The sequence below is a fragment of the Enterobacter sp. Tr-810 genome, from assembly GCF_011752765.1.
GTDB lineage: Bacteria > Pseudomonadota > Gammaproteobacteria > Enterobacterales > Enterobacteriaceae > Enterobacter > Enterobacter soli.
Genome location: NZ_VWWW01000001.1, coordinates 825642 through 850061 on the forward strand (window position 1 = coordinate 825642; position 24420 = coordinate 850061).

The window sequence follows — 24420 nt, forward strand, 5'->3', positions numbered from 1 at the left end:
CTTATCTGTAAAAACGCCCGGCGAGGCCGGGCGTTACGTGATTAAGCCTTGTCGCGCTTTTGCCGGCCTTCACCTGGCAATAGCTCGTCCTCACGAAAAGCCTCCCGCTTGATGCCGTAACCATCATGCCACCGACACTCCACCATTCCGCTGGAATACCCGGTGACAATCATGCGTGGACCGCCATTCTTGGGCTTAACTTCATCACTGACCAAAAAGACCATACCTGCCTCCTGTATCAGGGTGAAACTGTTTCAATTTAGACGAGGAATGGCCTTTTTGCATCCTTAAGAAGGTAACAATTAGTGCGACGTTCCACGCATCTTTTCGACCAGTTTTACCGCCGCGACCACCACGCCACCGATGATAAATCCCAGTACCAGATTTAACAGGGTTGGCACAACCGCCGCCGCAATGGCTCCCTGAGCCGAGGCAAAATGTTCAATCGCGTGGTGAAGCGGCGCAATACCGTGTACCACAATCCCACCACCCACAAGGAACATCGCCAGGGTGCCCACCACAGACAATATTTTCATCAGCCACGGCGCCAGCACCAGCAGCCCTTTGCCAATAGCCTGGGCGATGACACTCGATTTCTCGGCCAGCCAGTAACCCATATCGTCCAGTTTGACGATAACGCCCACCAGGCCGTAAACCCCCACGGTCACCAGAATGGCGATACCGGAGAGGATCAACACCTGGTTAAGCAACGGTGACTCAGAGACAATCCCGAGCGTAATCGCCACGATTTCCGCCGAAAGAATAAAGTCAGTGCGAATGGCGCCTTTGATCTTATCGCGCTCGAAAGCCGTTGGGTCCTGAGCGGCAAGTGCCTCCAGACGTTGCTGGCGCGCCTGTGGCGTCTCATTTTCTTTTCGTGACGCAAATGAATGCAGGACTTTTTCCACGCCCTCAAAACAGAGAAACGCGCCCCCCACCATCAGCAGTGGCGTAATGGCCCACGGAATAAATGCGCTGATCAGCAGTGCCAGCGGCACCAGGATCACTTTGTTAATAAAAGATCCCTTTGCCACGCCCCAGACAACCGGCAATTCGCGGTTTGCCCGCACCCCGGTCACCTGCTGAGCATTCAGCGATAAATCATCCCCCAGGACGCCAGCGGTCTTTTTTGCCGCCAGTTTTCCCATGACCGAAATGTCATCCAGCAAGGTGGCAATATCGTCCAGCAATGTTAACAAGCTACTTCCTGCCAAAATCTCTATCCTTCTTTTTTTGGTAATTAAGTGAATAGTATGGAGCAAAAGCGAAAACCCTGAAACAGGCACCTCAAGTCAACAAAAAATTCACATCAACTACACAATTAAAGGGCTCGCCAGCGAGATAGTTTTCACGTTTACTATCAGCGACCTTTTTATTCCGTCGTGAGGGACTATGCGTTTCCGGCACCTGTTACCGCTCATTGGAGCGCTTTTCTCGCTGTATATCATCTGGGGTTCCACCTATTTTGTCATTCGTATCGGTGTGGAAAGCTGGCCACCGCTGATGATGGCAGGTACGCGTTTCCTCTCGGCGGGCGTGCTGCTGACAGCCTTTTTACTGCTGCGTGGACATAAACTTCCGCCACTGCGCCCAATGTTAAATGCCGCCCTGATTGGCGTACTGTTGCTGGCCGTGGGTAATGGTTTTGTGACCGTGGCAGAACACCAGAATGTGCCATCCGGCATCGCTGCGGTCGTCGTGGCGACAGTGCCGCTGTTTACGCTGTGCTTTAGTCGGCTTTTCGGTATCAGGACCCGTAAACTGGAGTGGATGGGCATTGGTATCGGGCTTGCGGGAATTATTTTGCTTAACAGCGGCGGTAATCTGAGCGGGAATCCGTGGGGGGCCATTCTTATCCTGATTGGCTCGATGAGCTGGGCGTTTGGTTCCGTTTACGGCTCCCGTATCGAATTGCCGTCCGGCATGATGGCAGGCGCGATCGAGATGCTCGCGGCTGGTGTTGTGTTGTTTATCGCCTCCATGATCTCGGGTGAAAAACTGACAGCAATACCGGATTTATCAGGCTTCCTGGCGGTAGGGTATCTGGCGTTGTTTGGCTCCATCATCGCCATCAATGCGTATATGTTCCTGATCCGCAATGTTTCACCAGCCGTGGCAACCAGCTATGCCTACGTCAACCCGGTAGTCGCCGTGTTGCTGGGGACGGGGTTCGCTGGCGAGACGCTGTCGCCCGTTGAATGGCTGGCGTTAGGGGTGATTATTCTGGCGGTTGTGCTGGTGACCTTAGGCAAGTATTTGCTGCCCGCTAAACCGGTGGTCACGCCTTGTGAGGCGGATAAACTGTAAAAGGGTGAATGCCCTGAGTGTCAATCTGCGCGGCCTGACCGCCGCCGCAGATCCACTCTTCCAGCCGCTCGGTCAGCCCTGCATCATCCAGCTTCATTTTGCCGCGTAACGCACATTCCCACACCACCAGCACCCGCCATCCTTGCGAGATAAGCATCGCTATATCGCGTGTGTCGCGCGCCACATTTTTGCCAATCTTGTCCAGCCAGAAATCGGTGCGAGTGGCTGGCACTTTAAACAGATAGCAGTTGTGGTGATGCCAGAAACAACCATGGGTAAAGATGATGCACTGGTAAAGATCGATAACGAAATCAGGACGCCCGGGAAGTGCGACATCCTGAACCCGAAAATCAAACCCTGCCTGAGTCAGCAGCCCCGCCAGCCGTTTTTCGATGGCTGTATCACGCGTGCCGATAGCACGCATGTTTTTGCTGCGGGTGGCCTTATTGTGCACATCCGTCATTGACGGCCTCATTCTCGCGGAGCGCAACGGCCTGCCTGATACGCGATGCCAGCAATTTTGCTACCGCCGCAAATGCCGGAACGACCACCGAGTTACCAAACTGACGATACGCCTGGGTGTCGGAGACCGGAATGCGGAAGCTATACCCTTGCGGTGTTTCAAACCCCATTAACCGGGCGCACTCGCGCGGGGTTAAACGGCGCGGGCGGTGACGCTGGTTCTGCGGGTCGTCAAAATCCTTCTCACCCAGCGCTTTGTCCCAACCACGGTCGATCAGGATCTCTGCGCCATCTTTGTAATAGCGGGCCGATAAAGTCCGGGTCACGCTGCCCGGATCGTTCGGGTTAACCATACCAAAACCGAATCCATTGCCTTTGGCCTGGTGCTTTTTGGCATAGCGATAGAGGTACTTCCACAGCACAGGCGTCAGGATGAACTTCGCATCCACAGCAGGCTCCAGAAGCTCAGCAACCGTCGGACGACGCGCCGGATAGAGCGCCGGGATATCCCGCAGGGTGAAGTCACCCTTCAGATTGAGGTCGCGGCGGAACCCCACCAGCACAATGCGCTCGCGATGCTGGGGCAGGAAATGTTTGCCATCGATAATTTTCGGATCGTCGGCACCCATATCCTTTGAATCCGCCACATCGTAGCCAAGCTCATCGAGCGTTTGCATGATGATACGGAAAGTTTTCCCGCCATCGTGGCTCTTTAAGTTCTTCACGTTTTCCAGCACAAAAATGGCCGGACGACGGGCATCAATAATACGGGCCACATCAAAAAACAGCGTGCCCTGAGTGTCGCAGGCAAAACCGTGGGCACGGCCTAACGCATTTTTCTTTGACACTCCGGCTAAAGAGAATGGCTGACACGGGAAGCCCGCCAGCAGCACATCATGTTCAGGAATAGTCTGGCGAATATGCTCAGCAGCGTCTTTATCCGTTACTCCGTCTTTATGGCTCAGAGTCGCTTCACGGATATCGGCATTAAACTGATGGCTGGCAGGATCGCAGTACCAGTTCGCTTTATAGGTGCGCACGGCATGTTTGTTCCATTCGCTGGTAAACACGCACTGGCCGCCAATGGCTTCAAACCCGTGCCGGATACCGCCGATACCGGCAAAGAGATCGATAAAGCGGAAAGCATAGTTCGGGTGGGCAGCCGGGGGGCGCGGAAGCAAATTTTGCAGAAAGCGATATTCGCCGTCGCTCAGACGATGCCCTGCCCGCTCGCTGGTCAGCAGTCTTTTCAGTATTGCCGGGCTCCAGTGGCTTTCACCGTAAGCCTCCAGCTGGTTTGCCAGCGTTTTAGCATCATAGATATCCAGCAACTGACGCAGTAATGCCTGCACAGCTACCGTAGATTTTACCGCCTGTGCTGGCGCGGGTTCAGTCACTGATCGATTTTCCTGCATTCTTTTAACCGGACAATAAAGACTGGAAACAGATTACCACAGTTCAGGACTGCAAACTGCGACGGAAGCGGCTCTGCACCTGGCTATCGACGCCCAGGCAGTTGCCCTGTAATTCGGCACTCAGTTTCGCCATAAACTGAATCAGGTAATCGGCATTATGACGCGCCATTTCGCGCCCGATTTCTGTTTGCATGGTGTCGGGCAGACGCAGCAGTTTGGTCTGGAAATGATCCAGTGCAAAAGCTTTGTCGTTCAACGTACGTGAATCGGCAAAGGGATCATTGGCATCAAACAATGGCACGCCTAATGCTCCTGATACGGCAAAAACGCGCGCCAGACCGATCGCGCCCAGCGCTTCTAGCCTGTCCGCATCCTGGACAATTTTCGCCTCTGGTGTGAGGGGCGTGATCCCGGCGCTGAAGCTGTGCGCCTCTATTGCATGTTCCACGGCGCTGTAGCGCTCTGGCGGGAAATCGGGGAAGTCGTCACTCAGGATCTGGCGAGTTTTGCGTGCCGCAAGCACTGAAGACTGGCTGCGTTCAGGGTGATTTTTGGGCAGGCTGACAATGTCATGGAAATAGCATGAGGTGAGCACCACCAGTGGATCGGCCGCCTCGCCCACCATCATCTTCTGCGCCGTCATCCACACGCGGCGAAAGTGAGAGATATCGTGTGCGGTATCATCGGTAGAATGGTGTTGTTCCAGCCAGCTTTCAAAGCGGTGTTGCCACTGCGTAAGTTCCATAATCACGTCCTGTTGCCAAAAGGCTACAATAGCAACTTTCCCAACGGCTATCACTGCCCGTCATAACGAGGACGCGTGTACCAGGCAATCCCACCCAGAATCAGACCAACGGCACCCAGAACCAAAAACCCCAGCAATGCACCAAGCCATTTACCGCTGGTTGACCCTAAATCGCCCTCCACAACGGAACCCGACACGACGGGAATTTTACTGACCACCCACACATAGCGGACCATGGCCCACATGAAGTATCCGCAAAATGCATAGAACACCCACAGCGCCAGTTTGCCTCCCAGGCTACGATCGATTTTTTGTTCCATTTTCAACCCCGATTCACGGTAACCGTGTTACCACTTTCACACCGCACATTCTTTTTTGTGACTTTTATCACATTTTGTCACTAAATGCTGTCTCAGGCGACGATTTCCACACATCAGTTTGCGTTAAGTTGATCTCAGGCAAATTTGCCCCCGTTGTGTCCGCCGCCATGCGTAGCGATGGTGTTAATCAAGACATTAATATCGTTCGCGTTCATTTCATGGTTCCACTAAAACAACACAACATCAGGGGAAAGGTTATTTACCCACTCATCCCCAGCCTTCATTAATATGAATAATTTTTTCACCAAAACCGTCAATGCAACCACGAAATTATATAAACCCGATAAATATCCGTATAGCCATGCCCGCATCATTCATTTACAAAATCAATAAATCCGCCCCAAAAAATACAAGCAACACTATGAAAATGAAGTATAAACCATAATTATCATTCCTTAGCATTTATAGACATGAAAAATAAAGAGATAAATAGAAACATATTGAAATAAAAAATAATCATTTTATTACATTTATTTTTGAACAAATGCAGCATCACATAGAATAATATTTACCCCGTAATTACAGAGAGTGATTACGTATATTCATAGAAATTATATTTATAGGGAATATATAATGAAAAGAAAAGTTCTGGCAATTCTTGTACCCGCAATGTTAATGGCAGGCGCAGCAAATGCGGCTGAGATTTATAACAAAAATGGCAACAAAGTTGATTTATACGGCAAGGTTGACGCCCGCCATACCTTCTCCGATAACCCAGGCGATGATGGCGACGAAACCTACGTGCAGGTTGGTTTCAAAGGCGAAACCCAGATCACTAACGATCTGGTGGGTTATGGCCAGTGGGAATATAAGACCTACGCAAATGATACTGAAGGCGCGGGTGATAAATCATTCAACCGTCTGGCGTATGCTGGCCTGAAGTATGGCGAATACGGTTCATTTGATTACGGTCGTAATTACGGCGTTGTCTATGACGTTGAAGCCTGGACGGATATGCTGCCAGTATTCGGCGGTGATTCTTATACCTGGACCGATAACTTTATGGTTGGCCGTGCTAACGGTCTGGCAACTTACCGTAACTCTGATTTCTTCGGTCTGGTTGACGGTCTGAACTTCGCGTTGCAATACCAGGGCGCTAACGAAGGTCAGGATGCAACAGAAGATCAGGAAGGCACCAAAAACGGCCATAACGATGTGCGTTTCCAGAATGGCGACGGCTTCGGCATGTCTACCTCCTATGACTTCTCTGGCGATCTGTCTGGCCTGAGCCTGGGTGCGGCATACTCTTCTTCTGACCGTACCAACAAGCAAGAAGCTGCCGGCAAATACAGCGCGAATTTTGCAAGTGGTAAAACAGCAGAAGCATGGACTCTTGGCGCGAAGTACGATGCCAATAGCGTCTATCTGGCGATGATGTACGCTGAAACCCGTAACATGACTCCATACGGCGATTACGGTATTGCAGATCAAACCCAGAACTTCGAAGCGGTAGCACAATACCAGTTCGACTTTGGTCTGCGCCCTTCCCTGGCATGGGTTTACTCTAAAGGTAAAGACCTGGCTTACCCAGGCAATGCAAACAACCCGCAGGGTCAGCATGGAGACATGGATCTGGTTAACTACATCGACCTGGGCATGACCTACAGCTTCAACAAGAACTTCTCTACCTATGTTGATTACAAAATCAACATGCTGGATAACGATGAAAGTTTCTATGAAGCAAACGGCATCTCTACCGATGACATCGTCGGTATCGGCATGACCTACCAGTTCTAATCCCTCAAACATACCAAAGCCCGCTTCTGCGGGCTTTTTTGTCTCACGCTTTAGTGACTAAGGCGCTTCCTGCAAGGCCACCCGAATAAATCCATTATTCTGTGAAAGCAGTTCGTGGGCGTTCCACGCATCCAGACCGGTCAGCACCATCAACACGGCGGTTTTACAGTTGTGATTGCAGCTTTCCAGCGCAGCTTTCGCCACCGCCCGGGTACAGCCGCCCGCTTCCATCACGATGGCAATTTGACGCTCTGCCCATTTGGTACTGCTGGCTTCAAGATCCACCCGCAGATTGCTGTACACACGCCCGCTACGAACCGCCAGCCCGGTGGTGACCATATTAAGGATCATTTTTTGGGCGATCCCGGCTTTGGTATTGCTAAAACCTGCCACCACATCAGCGCCCAGCTCCGGTGCAATCACCATGCTCGCCAGCTGTGCCGCTTCGCTTTGCGCGTCACTGGTGACGACAGCCAACGGTGACCCCAGCGACCAGGCGTGGCGCATCGCTCCCCATACCCACGGCGTTTTTCCGCTGACGGTCAGGGCCAGCATCATATCGTGCTCACCAAATTTGATCGCCTGGAGATCGGCCACACCCCGCTCATAACTTCCGGCACCATCACCCGCCGTCAGGGCAATAACGGGATGCTTGCCTGGTGCATACTCTTTCGCCGCCTGCTCTGCCATCCGCCCGGAAGGGCCCGCTCCCACAATCACCAGGCGGCCGCCATGGCTCAGGGTTGCCGCAGCGTTATCCACCACGCGGGCAATAGTGTTTAAAAATGGGGTAATGGCAGAGGATATGTTTGCGTCTTCCTGGTGAATGACTTGCAGCATGTCCAGCGTGGACAATCTATCAATATTGATCGTGCTGGAATGCCGTCTTTCCTTGACTGAACCGGTAAGCATGGTGCTCATAAACAGCCTCCTTATTATGAGTTCACGCACACTATAAAGGGTTTTATATGGATGACATGCGAGGAGGTTCACGAAAAGAGGAGCAAAGGCAAGTTTTACATAGCTTTAAGAAACGCGCGTCATCGGCGATAATTAGCCCTTTCTTAATTCATCGCGGAGTGTTGATGAGCGATTTGCAGCCTTTTTCCCCGACGCACAAGCGCCCCATGAAGCTGAACACGCTGGTCACCCTGATGGTCTGCGCCATTATCGGTTCGGTCCTGCTGGTGGTTTTCGCGCTCTATTCAGTGCAAATCACCCGGGCAACGCGCGATGATGTTAAAGATACCGCCCTGGGGATTGCCAGAACGCTGGCCGACAGCCCGGAGGTCAAGCGCGGGCTGATGCAACCGCCGCAGGCCGATATCATTCAGCCTATCGCGCAGGCCGTCACGCAACGTAACGATCTGCTGTTCACGGTGGTAACCGATATGCGGGGGATTCGCTACTCCCACCCGAACGAAGCGCTTTTAGGGCTGCATTTTATCGGGGATGACCTGACCCCGGCGCTGGAGGGAAAAGAGAATGTCTCCGTCAATCGGGGTGTACTCGCAGAGGCGCTGCGCGTATTTACCCCAATCTATGATGTACAACACGAGCAGATCGGCGTGGTCGTGGTGGGGATTTCACTCAATAAAGTTGAAGAGCAAATCACCCGCGGGCGGCAAAATGCCCTCTGGACCATCCTGTTCAGTATCCTGATGAGCTCTATTGGGATCTGGGGCCTGGTCCGCGTCCTGAAACGCATCCTGTTTGGTCTTGAACCTTATGAAATCTCCGCGCTGTTTGAGCAGCGTCAGGCGATGTTGCAGTCCTTGCGTGAAGGAGTGGTTGCCGTAGACATACGCGGCCGGGTCACGATGATAAACCATGCCGCCCGGCAGATTTTGCTGCTGCCATCAGGCCAGGCCACTGATAACACCGGTGAACCGCCCCACTCCCCACTGCTGGCAAGCTTGAGAGAAGTGTCGAAAACCGGGCTTGCCCGTCAGGATCAGGAGATCAGCTGCAACGGCCGTTTGCTGCTCTGTAACATGGTGCCCGTTAAGAGCCAGAATCAGGTGATTGGGGCCATCAGCACTTTCCGTGATAAGACTGAAATCAGCCAGTTGATGCAGCGTATTGACGGTATGGTCAACTATGTCGATGCCCTGCGTTCCCATACCCACGAGTTTATGAATAAGCTGCATGTTATCCTGGGTTTGCTGCACATGAAGCGTTACGACAAACTGGAAGAGTACATTATCCAGACCGCGCAAAATTACCAGACCGACATCGGCGCTATTCAGGGCAAGATTAAGTCCCCGGTGATCGCGGGCTTTTTGCTGGGCAAAATTAATCGCGCCAAAGAGGCCGGTTTTACCCTGACCCTGGCCGATGAGTGCCAGTTGCCGGATTGTACCAACGAAGAACAGGTCGCGGTGCTCATTACCGTGCTCGGTAATTTAATTGAAAATGCCCTGGATGCGATGACGGGCCAGCGTGAAGGCGAAATTAGCCTGCTGCTGCACTATCAGAATGGCTGGCTCAGCTGTGAAGTGAGCGATGACGGCCCCGGGATTGATCCTGTACGGCTGGAAGATATTTTTAACAAAGGCTACTCAACAAAAGGTGAAAACCGTGGCGTTGGGCTGTTCCTTGCTCGCCAGCAGATCCACAACCTTGGCGGTGACATCACCGTCGAGTCGGAACCTGGCGTTTTTACCCAATTTTTTGTTCAGATCCCCTGGGATAGCGAGAGGAATATCGCGTGATAAATGTATTAATTGTCGATGATGATGCCATGGTAGCCGACCTCAACCGTCTGTATGTTAACCGCGTTGAGGGATTTAGCTGCTGTGGCGTCGCCTCCACGCTCAACCAGGCCGAGGCATATATTAACAATCCGGCTCAGCCTATCGATCTGGTGCTGCTGGACGTCTACATGCAGCAGGATAACGGGCTGGATCTCCTGCCGGTCATCCGCGCATCTGGCCGCCAGATTGACGTCATCATGATCTCTTCGGCATCTGACGCGGTCACGATCCAGACCTCCATGCATTACGGCGTGGTGGATTATCTGATTAAGCCGTTCCAGTTCCCGCGTTTTGAAGAGGCGCTGAACGGCTGGAAGGCGAAACACAGTCTGATGGGATCGCACCAGTATTATGAACAGGCGGATGTCGACAGGCTTCTGCATGGCGGCGCGCCAGAGCTGGCAGACAGCAAGCGTCTGCCGAAAGGTTTAACCCCACAGACGCTGCGCACTATTTGCCAGTGGATCGACGCACACCCGGATGTGGAGTTTTCAACCGATGACCTGGCAAACGCGGTGAATATTTCGCGTGTGTCGTGCCGTAAATATCTTATCTGGCTGGCGCAAATCACCATTCTGTTCACCAGCATTCACTACGGCGCAACGGGGCGTCCGGTGTATCGCTACCGGCTCCAGCCGGAACAGATTGGCCTGCTCAGGCAGTACTGCCAGTAACGCGGTAACCGTTATCCAGTAACGTAAAGCGGAAGAGGTGTGAAGATGAAAAAACCACCTCTTTCGCTTTCGTGACGAAGATGGCTTCAATGTCTGGCCGCGCACGCAGCGCCGCACAGCCCTTCTCAACCCCCATGCCAAACATCAGCGTGGTCCAGATATCACCGTCGATAGAGTTCTTTGAAACAATCGTCACGCTATCCAGCTCATTATCCAGCGGATAACCGGTGTGCGGGTCAAGAATATGGTGATAGCGTTTACCGTCTTGCTCAAAGTAACGCTCATAGGTACCGGAAGTCACAACAGACATATTCTCTACCTCCATCGTGCCAATCAGTTCATCCGCAGCGAACGGTTTTTTCAGCCCCACGCTCCAGCCGCCTTCAGGCGATCCCAGCGTCTGGATGTTGCCGCCCAGGTTTATCAGCCCAAGGTCTTCGCCCTCTTTACGCAGGTAATCGCGCACCCTGTCGGCGATATAGCCTTTGGCGATGGCGCCCAGGTCAATCTCCATTCCCGCTTTGGCCAGCAATACGCTGCTGTTTGCTTCATCAAGCAGGACATCTTCGGGCCGGGTTATCGAAAGCAGTGAAGCAATGTCCTCGGCGGGCGGCACAGTGTCGCCCTTAAAACCGATTTTCCAGCGTTTCACCAGCGGGCCGATCGCCAGATTAAAAGCACTTCCCGGATACAGGCTGGCGGCTTTTGCGCAGCGTATAAGTTCGAATACTGGCTGGCTGACGGTAACCGGGTGACGTCCGGCCGCATGGTTGATATCCATCACCTGAGATTGGGCGCGGTTTACGGTGAGCAAATCTTCATACTGTTTGATTAAACGGAAAACGCGGGAGGCAAGCGCCTCGTCGTGGGAAAAGAGTTTCAGCAGGATGGGCGAACCCATCAGCACGGCGGAATAACTGTAGACACGACTGGCAGAAGGCATGGACAGGGCTCCTTGGTTGACATGTCGGATGCGCTACGCTTTTCCGGCCTACGGGTCAGGTGCCATTTGTACGTTTCATGCCCGGTAAGCACAGTGCTACCGGGCATGGGGCCATTACATTTTCGAACGCATCGCTGCCTGATGTCCGGCAAGCGTACCAAAAATAATGATATCTGCCACTGCGTTACCGCCAATGCGGTTACCACCGTGGATACCGCCAACCACTTCACCTGCGGCGAACGCCCCCGGGATGACCTGGTGATCGTTATCCAGCACACAGGTCTCGGTGTTGATGGTTACGCCACCCATTGTATGGTGCACGCCCGGTGCAATCTGAATGGCATGGAATGGCCCTTCGTTGATTGGCGCACGCAGTGCGGTGGTGCGACCGAAGTCATCATCATGCTGTTTTTCAACAAAGCCGTTGTAACGTTCGAGCGTTGCCAGGAAAGCGTGATAATCCATTCCTAAGGTTTCAGCCAGGGCTTTAGGTGAGCTGGCACTGGTGACGAAACCTTTGGCGATATACTCATCCGCCGCTTTGTTTTTCGCACGCACATGCTCATCAAAGACGATGTAGGCGTATTTTTCAGGCAGGGCAATAATCTGGGCAGAGACTTTATCGCGCGTCTCCATTTCATTGAAGAAGCGGTTCCCCTGCTGGTTCACCAGAATCGCACCGCCACCGCGGATGGATTCGGAAATCAGGTAAGAAGTTTTCTGCTCAACGGTCGGGTGGATCTGAATTTCGCCCATATCAACAGTACCCGCGCCGATACGCTCCAGAAGGGCGATACCGCCGCCAGTTGCACCTTTATGGTTAGTGGTCACGAAACCTGCCAGGTCAGGACGGTATTTCACAACCATCTGGCTGTTCGCGCTGAAGCCGCCGGTCGCGACAATCACACTTTTGGTTGCCACGGTGACAGTCTCATTCTCTTCGGTCGTCAGACGTACGCCGGTCACTTCACCGTTTTCGAAAATGATGTCACTGACGGAAGTATCCAGCATTACGTCGATGTTGCGTTTGGTGACGTTACGTACCAGGCCGCTGATCAGATATCCCCCCACTGCGGAGCCATCTTTCGGACGGTGAGTACGGTCAATGCTCATCCCACCGGTGGTGGTGATGTCGTTCAGCATGATGCCGCGGGTTGCCAGCCATTCAATCGCCTCTGGGGCGTTTTCCACAAAGCGACGCAGCAGTTCCGGGTTGTTCTTGTTGCCGCCGCCTTTGAGGCTTTCCTGGTAGAACAATTCTTTGCTGTCCTGAATACCTTTCACACGCTGGAAGCGGGTTTCGGCTGCGTTCATCCCGGCAGACGCTTTAATGGTGTTACCGCCGATGGTTGGCATTTTTTCGACAATCAGTACGCTCGCGCCTTCGTCATGCGCCTGAATAGCGGCCGCCAGGCCTGCACCGCCACTGCCGATAACCACCACGTCAACAGATTTGGTTTCGTTTGGATCGGCCCCCTCTTCCGCTGCCAGGGCTTTGCTGGATTTGAGCATTGCTTTGGAAACGGCTTTTTTCACCGCTTCACTCTGACTGGTTGCGCCGGTGATGGCATCCACATGCGGAGTGTTGGCATCCAGAATGCGGGTACGGATCTCTTCAAAACTGGTCACAAATTCCACGTCCTGGCTCGGGCCAGACGCCAGTTCGATGTCCGCAATGCGGTCAGTTTCGAGGCTGACGTTAATCACCAGCTCGTTGACATCGTCCTGCACTTTTTCAGCGAACATGCCCGGTTTGAATTTCGATTCCCCCATGCTCATATCGCGGATCATGGCTTCCACCAGCGAGAAGCGCCACAGCGGCTCAGGGATGCTCAGCGCTTCGCGTTGAGTGCTGTCCATAAACAGCTCAAGGGTTTCACCGGCAGCAATGCGGTCGGTCCAGTCAGGATACGCGATGGTTGCGCGGCCAACGGCAATCAGATCGTAACCGCTGTCTATCGCCTTGTTGGCATCAGCCGCATTAACCACACCGCCCACGCCCATGACCGGAATTTGTGCCAGGGTATCGGAACGCATTGCGCAGTATTTTTCGATAAGCGGGGTCGGGTCTTGCGTATCAACAATTGACGGGCGCAGCGTTGCCCCCACGGAGAAGTGCAGATAATCCACGCCACGGGCCGCCAGTTTTTCCAGCAGGTACATGGTGTCATCAAAACGGATGCCAGGGACTTCCATCTCTTCCGGCGAGAAACGGTAGCCAATGATGAACGCATCATCTGCGTACTGGCGTACCATTTTATGAGTGATGTCCAGTACCGCCAGGGGGAACTTCGCGCGATTATCTCGGCTGCCGCCCCACTCGTCGGTGCGCTGGTTAGAGTTCGGGGAGTAGAACTGCTGGATCAGGTAAGTATTTGCGCCGTGGATTTCGACACCATCGAAACCCGCCTGAATAGCACGACGCACACCTTCACCAAACTTGCCGATCATGCCTTCCACTTCTTCAGTGGTCAGGGCAACCGGGGTAGCGGCACCGTCACGCGGTGCAGCTACTGCGCTCGGCCCAACCGGTGTGCGCCCACCGATCAATTTTGGGTCGACCATACGGCCGCCGTGGTAAATCTGAAGAAGTGCTTTAGAGCCTTTGGATTTGATCGCCTCGGCGATTTTTGCCAGACCGGCGATTTTTTCGTCGTTATCGATACCGATAGCGCCCGGGAAGGCAAGCCCCAGATCGTCGATAAAGCAGCATTCAACAATGATGGTACCGATGCTGCCGGAGCGGGCCCGATAGTACTCCACCAGCTCGCTGGTCACTGTGCCGTCGTAATAGCCGGTACAGGTTGTCATCGGCGCCATTAATAAGCGGTTTTTAAGTTCTGTACCGTTTGGCAGAGTGAAAGGGCTTAGGATGCGTTCGTTAGTACTCATAATAGAAACTCCAAACTTTAAAATTTAAGAATTCGTTATCGGGCTCAGTTTTATTTCGATTTTTTATGCCGATGTCATGATATTAATATAATGATTTTTTTAGTTTCTAAAGTTATTACGTTAGTTAAATAACTATTTAATCCCTTCGGTAACATTAATAACACATTGGTGTTAGTAATATAAATTACTTCATTCACAATAATTTAAACACCGTTAACCTTTCACTTACCTTGCAGCACTTAATGAATGCGAACAAAATTCTTTAAAATCAACGAAATAAGAAAATCAGACCTTGCCAAATGTTATCAAAAAGAAACAATTTAAATAATAAAAACAATAATATCCACATAGCTCTATAGGGTTATTTATTAAAGATTAAAAATACTCCTGTGATTCTATTTTATTGATCGCGATCAACAGATCTGGCATCCAAAGGCGCAATATATAAACATCATCATTTTTTAATTTAACGCATCCAGAAATGCGTTGAGTCGTTATTAACGAAATTACAAAAACGCACCTTTAATAACTAAAAAAAGCAAAGAAACTAAAGAAAGCGAATTTGTCATTTCAGCATAAACCGAATTTTTGACAACTTAAGACGTGAAACTATGAATACAAAAACTGCTGTAACGCCCCCGGTGGCGAGTAAGGCATCTGACGGAAACGCAAAACGTCTGCTGATGATGGCTCTGCCCATTATCGTTGCCGTACTGCTTCTGTTTGTTCCTGTCCCGGAAGGATTGCCTCCTTATGCATGGCACTACTTCGCTATCTTTGTAGGCGTGATCGTTGGGTTAATCTTCGAACCCCTGCCAGGCGCCGTTATCGGCCTGACCGGTGTTGTGGCCATCGCCCTGTGCAGCCAGTGGGTGCTTTTCAGCCCTGAACAGCTGGCCGACCCGAAATTCAAACTGGCGGGTGCCTCCTTTAAATGGGCGGTGAGCGGTTTCGGTAACTCAACCGTCTGGCTGATTTTCGGTGCCTTCATGTTCGCGGCAGGCTACGACAAAACCCGCTTCGGTCGCCGTCTGGCACTGATTCTGGTGAAGTATCTGGGCCGTCGCAGCCTGACGCTCGGTTACGCCATCACCTTCGCGGATCTGCTGCTGGCACCGTTTACGCCATCCAACACCGCACGTAGCGGTGGGACAATCTACCCAATCATCGCTAACCTGCCGCCGCTGTATGGTTCAAAACCTAACGACCCAAGCGCGCGCAAAATCGGTTCGTATCTGATGTGGGTGGCAATTACTGCGGCCTGTATCACCAGCTCTATGTTCCTTTCTGCTCTGGCACCTAACCTGCTGGCGCTGGCGCTGGTGAAAAGCATCGTCGGGATTAATATCTCCTGGGGCACCTGGTTTATCGCCTTCCTGCCGCTGGGCGTGCTGTTGATTCTGGTGATGCCGCTGCTGGCCTACTGGTTCTACCCACCCGAAGTCAAAGTGAATGACGAAGTGCCGCTGTGGGCAAGCCGTGAACTGGAAAAACTGGGCAAACTGTCCCGCAATGAAATCCTGCTGCTGGTGTTCGTGTGCTGTGCGCTGCTGATGTGGATCTTCGCCGCCGCGTGGATCGAACCTGCAATGGCTGCCCTGTTAATCGTGGGTCTGATGCTGTGGACTGGCGTACTGGAATGGAACGACATCACCGGCAACAAAGCCGCATGGAACACCTTCGTCTGGTTTGCCACCCTGGTCGCACTGGCAGATGGTCTTTCATCTACCGGTTTTATCAGCTGGCTGGGTAAAGAAGGTGGTCTGCTGATGAGTGGCATCTCTCCGGGTGTGGCGACTATCGTTCTGCTGCTGGCGTTCTATCTGCTGCACTACCTGTTTGCCAGCACCACCGCCCACACCACGGCGCTGCTGCCAGCGATGCTGACCATCGCCGCCACCATTCCAGGCATGAACATGGAAGTGTTTGTTCTGCTGATGGTGACCTCGCTGGGTATCATGGGGATCATCACCCCATACGGTACTGGCCCAAGCCCGATTTATTACGGTAGTGGCTACCTGCCAACCAAAGACTACTGGCGCCTGGGCACTATCTTCGGTGCCATCTTCCTGGCGGCCCTGCTGCTGATTGGTTATCCGTGGATGTCCATGATGTTCTGATTTCTGACCGCCGGACTCATCCTCCGGCGGTTTTATTTTTTGTGGAGCAAGTTATGTCAAACAAACCGTTTTACTACCAGAACCCCTTCCCTCTCGCGCATGACGACACCGAATACTATCTGCTGACCAAAGAGCATGTTTCTGTTAGTGAGTTCGACGGCCAGGAAGTCCTGAAAGTGGAGCCGGAAGCGCTGACTCTGCTGGCACAGCAGGCCTTCCACGATGCTGCCTTTATGCTGCGCCCTTCTCACCAGAAACAGGTTGCTGCCATCCTGAACGATCCGCAAGCGAGCGAAAACGACAAGTACGTTGCGCTGCAATTCCTGCGTAACTCTGAGATCGCCGCCAAAGGCGTATTGCCAACCTGCCAGGACACCGGCACGGCAATCATTATGGGTAAAAAAGGCCAGCGCGTCTGGACCGGCGGCGGTGATGAAGCCGCATTAAGCCAGGGCGTGTACAACACCTATATCGAAGGCAACCTGCGTTATTCACAGAATGCCGCGCTGGATATGTATAAAGAGGTGAATACCGGCACCAACCTGCCAGCGCAGATCGATCTTTATAGTGTTGATGGTGATGAGTACAAATTCCTGTGCATGGCAAAAGGCGGCGGTTCAGCCAACAAAACCTATCTGTACCAGGAAACCAAAGCGCTGATCACCCCGGCGAAGCTGAAAAACTACCTGGTTGAGAAGATGCGTACCCTGGGTACCGCGGCCTGCCCGCCTTATCATATTGCCTTTGTTATCGGCGGAACCTCTGCTGAAAGCACCCTGAAAACCGTGAAGCTGGCGTCGACTCGTTATTACGATGGTTTGCCAACGGAAGGTAACGAACACGGTCAGGCGTTCCGCGATGTTCAGCTCGAACAGGAACTGTTGCAGGAAGCGCAAAATCTGGGGCTTGGCGCGCAGTTTGGCGGCAAATATTTCGCGCACGATATCCGCGTGATCCGTCTGCCGCGTCACGGCGCGTCTTGCCCAATTGGCATGGGCGTCTCTTGCTCCGCTGACCGCAACATCAAAGCGAAAATCAACCGCGACGGTATCTGGATTGAAAAACTGGAACATAACCCAGGCCAGTACATTCCGGATGCACTCCGCCAGCAAGGCGAAGGCGAGGTGGTCAGCATTAACCTGAACAAGCCAATGAACGAGATCCTGGCGCAGCTTTCTGCTCATCCGGTATCTACCCGCTTGTCACTAAACGGCACCATCATCGTGGCGCGTGATATTGCTCACGCCAAACTGAAAGAGTTGCTAGACAACGGTGAAGAACTGCCGCAGTACGTAAAAGATCATCCGATCTACTACGCAGGCCCGGCCAAAACGCCAGAAGGCTATGCCTCTGGTTCGTTAGGCCCAACCACCGCTGGCCGTATGGACTCATACGTGGATTTACTGCAATCGCATGGCGCGAGCATGATCATGCTGGCAAAAGGTAACCGCAGCCAGCAGGTAACCGATGCCTGCCACAAACACGGCGGCTTCTACCTCGGCAGCATTGGCGGCCCGGCGGCGGTACTGGCGCAAAACAGCATTAAGAGCCTGGAGTGCGTGGCATATCCTGAGCTGGGCATGGAAGCTATCTGGAAAATCGAAGTGGAAAACTTCCCGGCATTCATTCTGGTGGATGACAAAGGTAATGACTTCTTCCAGCAGATCCAGAACAAACAGTGTGCGGGTTGTGCACAGCGCTAGGTCTCGCCGTACTCTTCTAAAGCCCGCATTCGCGGGTTTTTTTTCGCCATAGTGTCGGCAGTAGCGCAAGCAGTTCTTCAATCATGACCCGCTTATCGCTCCCGGGTTTCCAGATGGTCACCATCGTCTGCCCAATACCCTGATTCCCCACCTCGGTGCGCAGCGCCCTGACGTTACGCCAGGTTTCGGCGGCAAAATGGGTGGGTAAAACCCCCCAGCCGCATCCCTGCTCCACCAGCTCACGCAGCATTCCCGGCTCGCTGGTAAACAGGGTATGACCGGAAATTTGCAGCCGACGCGCCACGGGCTCGTCGGATGCGGAGTGCATGATCACCTGCGGCACCAGCGAGAGATCGAGCAGCGACAGCGGCTGCTCGGCGCTCGGGAAAAGCGCCGTGGAGGCATAGAAATCCATGTCTATCGCGCCCAACGCGCGCCACTCCATCTCATTCCCCACGCTGCGGTTTCGCGCCTGAAAAATCCCAAGGTCGGCCTGACCCTTTGCCAGCAAATCTTCCGCGACATCGCGCGAGGCGCCGATCAGGCTTAACCGCGTGCCGCGATCTGCCATTACGCCAATCAGCGCCCGTAAAAAGGCGCGCGGGGTGAAGGGATCGAAGACAAGGGTGACCTGCTGACTGGCACCGTCAGGCACTTTTCTGGCAAACGCCTCAAACGCTTTCACCTGGCGCATCAGCAGGTGCGCCTGACGCTGAAGCTGCTCGCCCTCCGGGGTTAGGCGCAGGGTGCGCCCTTCCCGAATAAACAGCGGATACCCCAGGCCGTCTTCCAGAAAATCAATCAGATCGCGAAGCGTGGTGCGATCTTTCCCCAGCCTGATGGCCGCCTGCATCAGGCTCCCGTGCTCAACCACCGCGGTAAATGCCTCAAGCTGGGCAAAGGAATAGAGCAACGATGACACAGTGCCTCCCGTCTGTTTTTGGGGGATTTTCCCCCATTACGCGTTTTTTATTATAGGTCGTGAGTTCTTAAACTGAAGGCGTTCCTAATCCATACGAGAAAAAACATGAAAAACAAATCGTTAAATCGCGCCTTGCTGGCGGGTATCATTTTTAGCCTGTTATCCCCCGTCGCCATGGCCGCCTGCGAAGGCACCGACCTCAGCGCCTGCCCTGCCCCTTTTGATCGCACGCTGCCGGATCCCCATCAGATGCTCACCTGGAGCCAGGCTGACCGCGTGGTTGGCTTTCGCAACGACTATCGCAACTATGCGGGCGATGTCTTCCGTCACGGCGTCGCAACGCCCTTTAAGCAGGCAGAAAAGCCGCTGACGGACGCCCTCTATCAGGTTAACGGCAGCATTTACGGGCTGCAGGATTACCTGAAGCGACAAAACGTCAGCGGGATGCTGGTGCTGAAAGACGGCAAAATCGCGTGGAAATACCTCGGCGAAGGCAATACCGATTCCACCTTGTGGACGTCCCGCTCGGTGGGCAAATCGGTGGTTTCCGCGCTGGTTGGGGTCGCCATCAAAGAGGAGAAAATTCACTCGCTGGACGATCTTATCACCCAGTACGAGCCGGATTTGAAGGGCACGACATGGGACGGCGTCACCCTGAAACAGCTCATCACGCATACGTCCGGCGTGGCCTGGAATGAGGATTACACGAATCCGGAGTCGGATTTCGCGAAGCTGACCGAATGCGAAGCAAAGCCCGGCACCTACGACTGCGTACGTAAGCTGGTTTCCGGCCTGCACCGTGAACATCCTGCCGGGCAAAACTGGTCGTATTCCTCTGGCGGCGCGTGGCTGCTGGGGGATGTACTTGAGCGCGCCACCGGCATGACGCTTGCGGCGTATCTGGAGAAAAGCATCTGGCAGCCCTACGGGATGGCAAGCGACGGCGTGTGGCACGCCTACAGCAAAGGCGAGCACGACGTTGGCGCGCACGGTTTCAACGCCACGCTGGAAGACTGGGGACGCTTCGGGGAGTTCATCCTGCACAACGGTACGCTGCCCGACGGCAAAAAAACCCTGCCGGATAATTGGGTGAGCGACTCTTCCGACTGGACGCGTGCCGCCGGGTCGGTTTCAGCCGCGCACCCGAATGGCCTGTACGGTTACCAGTGGTGGAACAATGAAGTTCCGGCTAATGCCAAAAACGTCGAGCCAGCCGCGCAGGCGTCCCTGAAAGAGTCGCTGTGGGCGCTGGGTATTTTCGGACAGATGATTATGGTTAACCGCGCGGAGAATCTGGTAATCGTGCAGTGGTCAACCTGGCCGCAGGCGGAACCGTCGTTTAGCGCGCAGCCGCTGGAGGCATCGCTGATGTTTAGCGCCATCGCGCAGGCGCTTCGCTAAGCTTCACAGCCAGGCCAATGCCTGGCTTTTTTATTTCAGGTGCGGATAATATGCGCCACCGCATAGTTGTTAATTGTGTGAACTCAAAGAGATGAAAGTGGATGCCAAGCAGTATTCGGCATGATAAAAATGTCCTCCTGACCTTTCAATTTTGTTCTGGTAACGAGTTTGCGAGCAAAGCGATGATTAAGTGGCCCTGGAAATCGAATGACGCAGGTCGAAATACGGCGCTGCCCTGGGATGAAGCGCTGGCTATCCCTGTACTGGCTAATCTCCCGCCGGACGACCAGACAAGACTGGTTCAGCTTGCCGATCGTTTTTTGCAGCAAAAGCGCCTGGTTGCACTACAGGGATTTGAACTGGATTCGCTGAAAAGTTCGCGTATCGCCCTGCTCTTCTGCTTACCGGTTCTGGAACTCGGCATCGAGTGGCTCGATGGGTTCCACGAAGTGCTGATTTACCCGGCGCCGTTTGTTGTGGATGACGAATGGCAGGATGATATTGGGCTGGTGCATAACCAGCGTGTCGTCCAGTCAGGGCAAAGCTGGCAGCAAGGGCCGATTATTCTCAACTGGCTGGATATCCAGGACTCTTTCGATGCGTCCGGGTTTAACCTTATTGTTCATGAAGTGGCGCATAAGCTTGATACCCGCAACGGCGACCGGGCCAGCGGCGTACCGTTAATCCCTTTACGCGAAGTGGCGGGATGGGAACACGACCTGCACGCGGCAATGGATAATATCCAGGATGAAATTGATCTGGTTGGTGAGAGCGCAGCCAGCATCGACGCCTATGCAGCGACCGATCCTGCGGAGTGTTTCGCCGTGCTGTCGGAGTATTTCTTCAGCGCCCCCGAACTTTTTGCACCGCGTTTCCCGGCTTTGTGGCAACGCTTCTGCCATTTTTACCAGCAAGATCCGTTACAGCGTTTACGTAAAAATGACGAGCATGGTGGTAATTTATCCACTCGAGTACACTAAAACGACAGTTTGAAGCTTAATTAACCATTTGAATCAGCATGTTAATTTTAGTGTTGACACAAATTAGCGAGGCCATTAACATGCGCCTCGTTCACACGATTCCTCTGTAGTTCAGTCGGTAGAACGGCGGACTGTTAATCCGTATGTCACTGGTTCGAGTCCAGTCAGAGGAGCCAAATTTGAAAAGCCTGCTTAAGGAAACTTAAGCAGGCTTTTTGCTTTTCTGTAATCTACAACACTTGCTCATCTGTATCTGGCGAAAGTCCCTCGTAGTTCAAGACGTAACCATGCGCATCCTGAAAAAAGGCGAATTGCCACAAAACAGTCCGGCCTGTAATCTGCAATCTGCAATCTGCATCAACAATAATCAACATGCAAGGACTCTATTGTGGATAAAATTGAAGGTTTTATATTAGAAAAAGATGGCGAACTTTCATGGTTAAATTTAACACTCACTTATGATATTGAATTCAATTACGAAAATAAACATATCAACATAATTCAACATAAGCCTGTTTACACACTCGATAACATCGCATCATTTACTGCCCTTTTTGGCATTAATGCTTCAGGAAAAACTGAACTTCTTCTCCAGCTAGCAAGATCATGCTCTGGTAATAATGGACGGTTCTTTGGCGTTCTGTACAGTCGTGACGGGAAGCCACATTTGCATAAGGGTCGAGTACTTAATCAGTGGACCTGTGATATTATTATATCACCGTTAAAAAACCCAGTTCATACGATATGCTATTCATCGTCTCCCTTTGATGCAGTTAGATGGAATAACATTTCAAATGTTTCTCATATTCACAACGTATCTCCACGATTTGAAAAAAATATCCCATTCAGTATTCCATTAATGATGCAAACATTAGCTGAAATAAAAGGGAAGATGGATCTTTTTAAAAACATAGAGTTCTCACTTGGCTCCGCCGTACCTTCTGAAAATATATGCACAAGAAACATCCTTGATATTATATCTCCTTCTCTTGACACCAGGTTAAGGAAAACTCGCTCTGCTAATAATAAATTAATTACTGGCTGGATTAAGAACTGGAGAACACAGGTAACAACAGAAGAACGTTTGCAAAACAGAATTAATATAACATCATTAGTTACCGATGCATCCATAAGTCCAAAACGCTCCTCGTTCATCAGGGAACTTACACAATTACTTCAGGTTGCAAACGAGAATGACTACTCAGCCTTTATTAATTTAGTAACACACCACGCATCTAATGAACGCATTTCACTAACCTTAAATGAAATTGAAGACACATTAAAAGGTATTATATCGTTAAGAGATTCAAAAAGGGAAAAAATCGATGCTGATACTTTGAATGCTTATATTTCACAAACAACTCAAGCGGAAAAAAGGCTTCTGCAAAAGTTGTTCGAACTTGGTATACTTCGATACGATTTTTCAAAAATAAGTTCGGGTGAAAGTGCATTACTAAATATTTTTCTTGCCATAGGGAATGCTTTAGTTAATGTTGTCCCAGATGATAGCTCACCAGTTCTTCTGTTAATTGATGAAGGCGAAACTTTTTTACACCCTTCATGGCAAAAAAAATACCTTTCACAATTACTTGACTATGTTGGTAAAAATGAAAAAATTGCCAACCGCGTACACCTCATAATCACCACCCACTCATTGATTATAGCTGGAGACTGTCCACCAGGAACGTTATATGACATGGGGAAACAAAAGAATGTAAATGGTTTTGGCCTTGGCCCGAAATCCATTCTTGAAGATGTTTATAATGCAGGTGATTTCTCCGGTGAATTGAGCATAAAGCTATTCGAAAAGATAATTTCAAATGTAAAGATAAAGGATAAAAAAACATTCAAGAGTGCTCTCTTACTCATTGAGTCTCTTGCTGATGAAAAATTAAAGAATGTGCTAAAAGAAAAAATCAAAAAAGCTGGAGAATTTCATGATTAATCTAAATGTTCTTTCACCTGAATTTGAAAATGAATACTATACGGTCATGAAAGACAAATATGACACAGTAAAAAAAAGCAAAAGATTTATTAAGCTATTGCTAGTATGTCACAAGAATACAAGCAATATAATCGATTTCTTTGACCATAACATCAAAGATATTTTAATTGGAAAGCCTGATATCCTTATTAACTTCATTCGTCAGTATCAGAAAAAATTCCCTACAACCAAAAAATATCTTGGAAACAAAAGCAGAAAAAAAAGAAAGCAACCAAAAATTGATAACACAGTTAAATTAATTAACATGCTTTTTGACTACAAAGATTTCAGCGATAAGAAAAAAGCAGGGAAAACTGCTTGTAAAATCAATGCATATAGTCTCATAGGAAAGCACAATTACAGAATTTGTCCTTATTGCCATTTGAATCATATTAACTATCACTTTACTCATAAAAGTACCAATGGCTTTATGATGCGTCCTCCTCTTGATCATTTTTTTCCGGACTCTTTATATCCATGGCTGGCTACCTCATTATATAATTTGATTCCATGCTGTGAGCAATGTAACAGCCGAATTAAACTAGCTGAAGATCCAGTCTTTCATGAATTAATGAATCCTTTTGACAACAAGGATATTAAAATTAATGTTGAATGGGAGTACGATTATCCTCTATCTTACATTAAACAACCTGATGATTTTTCGTTCACGTTAAAAGGTGAAAATTCTCACTCCACAAAACACGAGCAATTTTTCAAACTAAATATTCGTTATCATTGGTATGAGGCGGAAGTCATGGATCTGTTAGATTCATTTGAAAAATACAATTCACTGCCAAACTCCCTCCTCGAAAAAAGTGTTTCAATTAAAGAATATGTTTATCCTTTCAAACCGGAGAAAAAAGCACAAAGATCACTTGGTTTGTTTACGGCAATGATGATAGAAAAATTAATTGAACATAACACCAAGTACCCCCACCGATGATCATAAACGTAAGTCGCTTGTTCCTGACATCTTGCTTTAACTACCCCTGAATTTGA

The 24420-nt window shown here is 51.1% G+C and carries 20 protein-coding genes and 1 tRNA gene; 11 read left to right on the plus strand and 10 right to left on the minus strand.

Annotated elements, in window-relative coordinates; genetic code table 11:
* Positions 1 to 41 precede the first annotated feature (41 nt).
* Both F3J30_RS03985 and F3J30_RS03990 read right to left on the minus strand, forming a co-directional pair.
* Positions 42 to 224 (minus strand): DUF2158 domain-containing protein, encoded by a 183-nt coding sequence (locus F3J30_RS03985; RefSeq protein ID WP_014070867.1) that lies wholly within the window; start codon positions 222 to 224, stop codon positions 42 to 44.
* Between the two features lie 78 nt (positions 225 to 302).
* The gene (locus F3J30_RS03990) at positions 303 to 1217 is read right to left on the minus strand and encodes a DUF808 domain-containing protein (RefSeq protein WP_245551575.1); all 915 of its coding nucleotides are present in this window, start codon (positions 1215 to 1217) and stop codon (positions 303 to 305) included.
* Positions 1218 to 1392: 175 nt separating this feature from the next.
* Here F3J30_RS03990 and yedA point away from each other — a divergent pair, with 175 nt between their 5' ends.
* Positions 1393 to 2307 carry a drug/metabolite exporter YedA gene (gene yedA, locus F3J30_RS03995; RefSeq protein ID WP_166716020.1) on the plus strand — a complete coding sequence of 305 codons (915 nt, stop codon included), beginning with the start codon at positions 1393 to 1395 and terminating at the stop codon, positions 2305 to 2307.
* Here yedA and F3J30_RS04000 read toward each other — a convergent pair.
* The 4 genes from F3J30_RS04000 to drpB all read right to left on the minus strand — a co-directional run bounded on the left by F3J30_RS04000 (position 2279) and on the right by drpB (position 5249).
* Entirely contained in the window at positions 2279 to 2770 is a 492-nt protein-coding gene (locus tag F3J30_RS04000) for a very short patch repair endonuclease (RefSeq protein WP_166716023.1), read from the minus strand. The two genes, yedA and F3J30_RS04000, sit on opposite strands and share 29 nt — an antisense overlap.
* Entirely contained in the window at positions 2751 to 4166 is a 1416-nt protein-coding gene (locus F3J30_RS04005; RefSeq protein ID WP_348771111.1) for a DNA cytosine methyltransferase, read from the minus strand. The genes F3J30_RS04000 and F3J30_RS04005 overlap by 20 nt, the downstream gene beginning before the upstream one ends.
* Before the next feature lie 61 nt (positions 4167 to 4227).
* Positions 4228 to 4929 (minus strand): phosphohydrolase, encoded by a 702-nt coding sequence (locus F3J30_RS04010; protein ID WP_166716027.1) that lies wholly within the window; start codon positions 4927 to 4929, stop codon positions 4228 to 4230.
* A gap of 50 nt (positions 4930 to 4979) precedes the next feature.
* Positions 4980 to 5249, minus strand: a complete 270-nt coding sequence (gene drpB, locus F3J30_RS04015; protein ID WP_166716029.1) for a cell division protein DrpB — start codon at positions 5247 to 5249, stop codon at positions 4980 to 4982.
* Between the two features lie 633 nt (positions 5250 to 5882).
* Between drpB and ompC the strand changes: the two genes are divergently transcribed.
* Positions 5883 to 7046: a porin OmpC gene (gene ompC, locus F3J30_RS04020; protein WP_166716031.1), complete on the plus strand. Its 1164-nt coding sequence runs from the start codon at positions 5883 to 5885 to the stop codon at positions 7044 to 7046.
* A gap of 57 nt (positions 7047 to 7103) precedes the next feature.
* Here ompC and F3J30_RS04025 read toward each other — a convergent pair whose 3' ends face one another.
* Positions 7104 to 7967, minus strand: a complete 864-nt coding sequence (locus F3J30_RS04025) for an N-acetylmuramic acid 6-phosphate etherase (protein ID WP_166716034.1) — start codon at positions 7965 to 7967, stop codon at positions 7104 to 7106.
* 164 nt (positions 7968 to 8131) lie between these two features.
* Here F3J30_RS04025 and F3J30_RS04030 point away from each other — a divergent pair, with 164 nt between their 5' ends.
* Positions 8132 to 9760 carry a sensor histidine kinase gene (locus F3J30_RS04030; protein WP_166716037.1) on the plus strand — a complete coding sequence of 543 codons (1629 nt, stop codon included), beginning with the start codon at positions 8132 to 8134 and terminating at the stop codon, positions 9758 to 9760.
* Entirely contained in the window at positions 9757 to 10476 is a 720-nt protein-coding gene (dcuR, locus tag F3J30_RS04035; RefSeq protein WP_166716039.1) for a two-component system response regulator DcuR, read from the plus strand. The genes F3J30_RS04030 and dcuR overlap by 4 nt, the downstream gene beginning before the upstream one ends.
* Here dcuR and F3J30_RS04040 read toward each other — a convergent pair.
* Positions 10457 to 11419, minus strand: a complete 963-nt coding sequence (locus F3J30_RS04040) for an FAD:protein FMN transferase (RefSeq protein ID WP_166716042.1) — start codon at positions 11417 to 11419, stop codon at positions 10457 to 10459. The two genes, dcuR and F3J30_RS04040, sit on opposite strands and share 20 nt — an antisense overlap.
* 114 nt (positions 11420 to 11533) lie before the next feature.
* On the minus strand, positions 11534 to 14311 hold the full coding sequence (locus tag F3J30_RS04045) for a flavocytochrome c (protein ID WP_166716044.1): 2778 nt from the start codon (positions 14309 to 14311) through the stop codon (positions 11534 to 11536).
* A gap of 611 nt (positions 14312 to 14922) precedes the next feature.
* On the opposite strand from F3J30_RS04045, the gene F3J30_RS04050 reads away from it, so the two are divergent.
* Together F3J30_RS04050 and fumA are read left to right on the plus strand one after the other, a co-directional pair.
* Positions 14923 to 16431: an anion permease gene (locus F3J30_RS04050; RefSeq protein ID WP_014070880.1), complete on the plus strand. Its 1509-nt coding sequence runs from the start codon at positions 14923 to 14925 to the stop codon at positions 16429 to 16431.
* Between the two features lie 53 nt (positions 16432 to 16484).
* Entirely contained in the window at positions 16485 to 18134 is a 1650-nt protein-coding gene (gene fumA / locus F3J30_RS04055; protein ID WP_166716046.1) for a class I fumarate hydratase FumA, read from the plus strand.
* Positions 18135 to 18150: 16 nt separating this feature from the next.
* Here fumA and F3J30_RS04060 read toward each other — a convergent pair whose 3' ends face one another.
* The gene (locus F3J30_RS04060; RefSeq protein WP_166716049.1) at positions 18151 to 19056 is read right to left on the minus strand and encodes a LysR family transcriptional regulator; all 906 of its coding nucleotides are present in this window, start codon (positions 19054 to 19056) and stop codon (positions 18151 to 18153) included.
* Positions 19057 to 19161: 105 nt separating this feature from the next.
* Here F3J30_RS04060 and F3J30_RS04065 point away from each other — a divergent pair, with 105 nt between their 5' ends.
* The 5 genes from F3J30_RS04065 to F3J30_RS04085 all read left to right on the plus strand — a co-directional run bounded on the left by F3J30_RS04065 (position 19162) and on the right by F3J30_RS04085 (position 24364).
* Complete coding sequence (locus F3J30_RS04065) at positions 19162 to 20457, plus strand: serine hydrolase (RefSeq protein WP_166716052.1); 1296 nt, start codon at positions 19162 to 19164, stop codon at positions 20455 to 20457.
* A gap of 182 nt (positions 20458 to 20639) precedes the next feature.
* Positions 20640 to 21437: a DgsA anti-repressor MtfA gene (gene mtfA, locus F3J30_RS04070; protein ID WP_166716054.1), complete on the plus strand. Its 798-nt coding sequence runs from the start codon at positions 20640 to 20642 to the stop codon at positions 21435 to 21437.
* A gap of 100 nt (positions 21438 to 21537) precedes the next feature.
* Positions 21538 to 21613: transfer RNA gene (locus tag F3J30_RS04075), tRNA-Asn, on the plus strand.
* 212 nt (positions 21614 to 21825) lie between these two features.
* Complete coding sequence (locus F3J30_RS04080; protein WP_166716056.1) at positions 21826 to 23382, plus strand: AAA family ATPase; 1557 nt, start codon at positions 21826 to 21828, stop codon at positions 23380 to 23382.
* Complete coding sequence (locus tag F3J30_RS04085) at positions 23375 to 24364, plus strand: hypothetical protein (protein WP_166716058.1); 990 nt, start codon at positions 23375 to 23377, stop codon at positions 24362 to 24364. Before F3J30_RS04080 ends, F3J30_RS04085 begins: the two co-directional genes overlap by 8 nt.
* Positions 24365 to 24420: the final 56 nt, after the last annotated feature.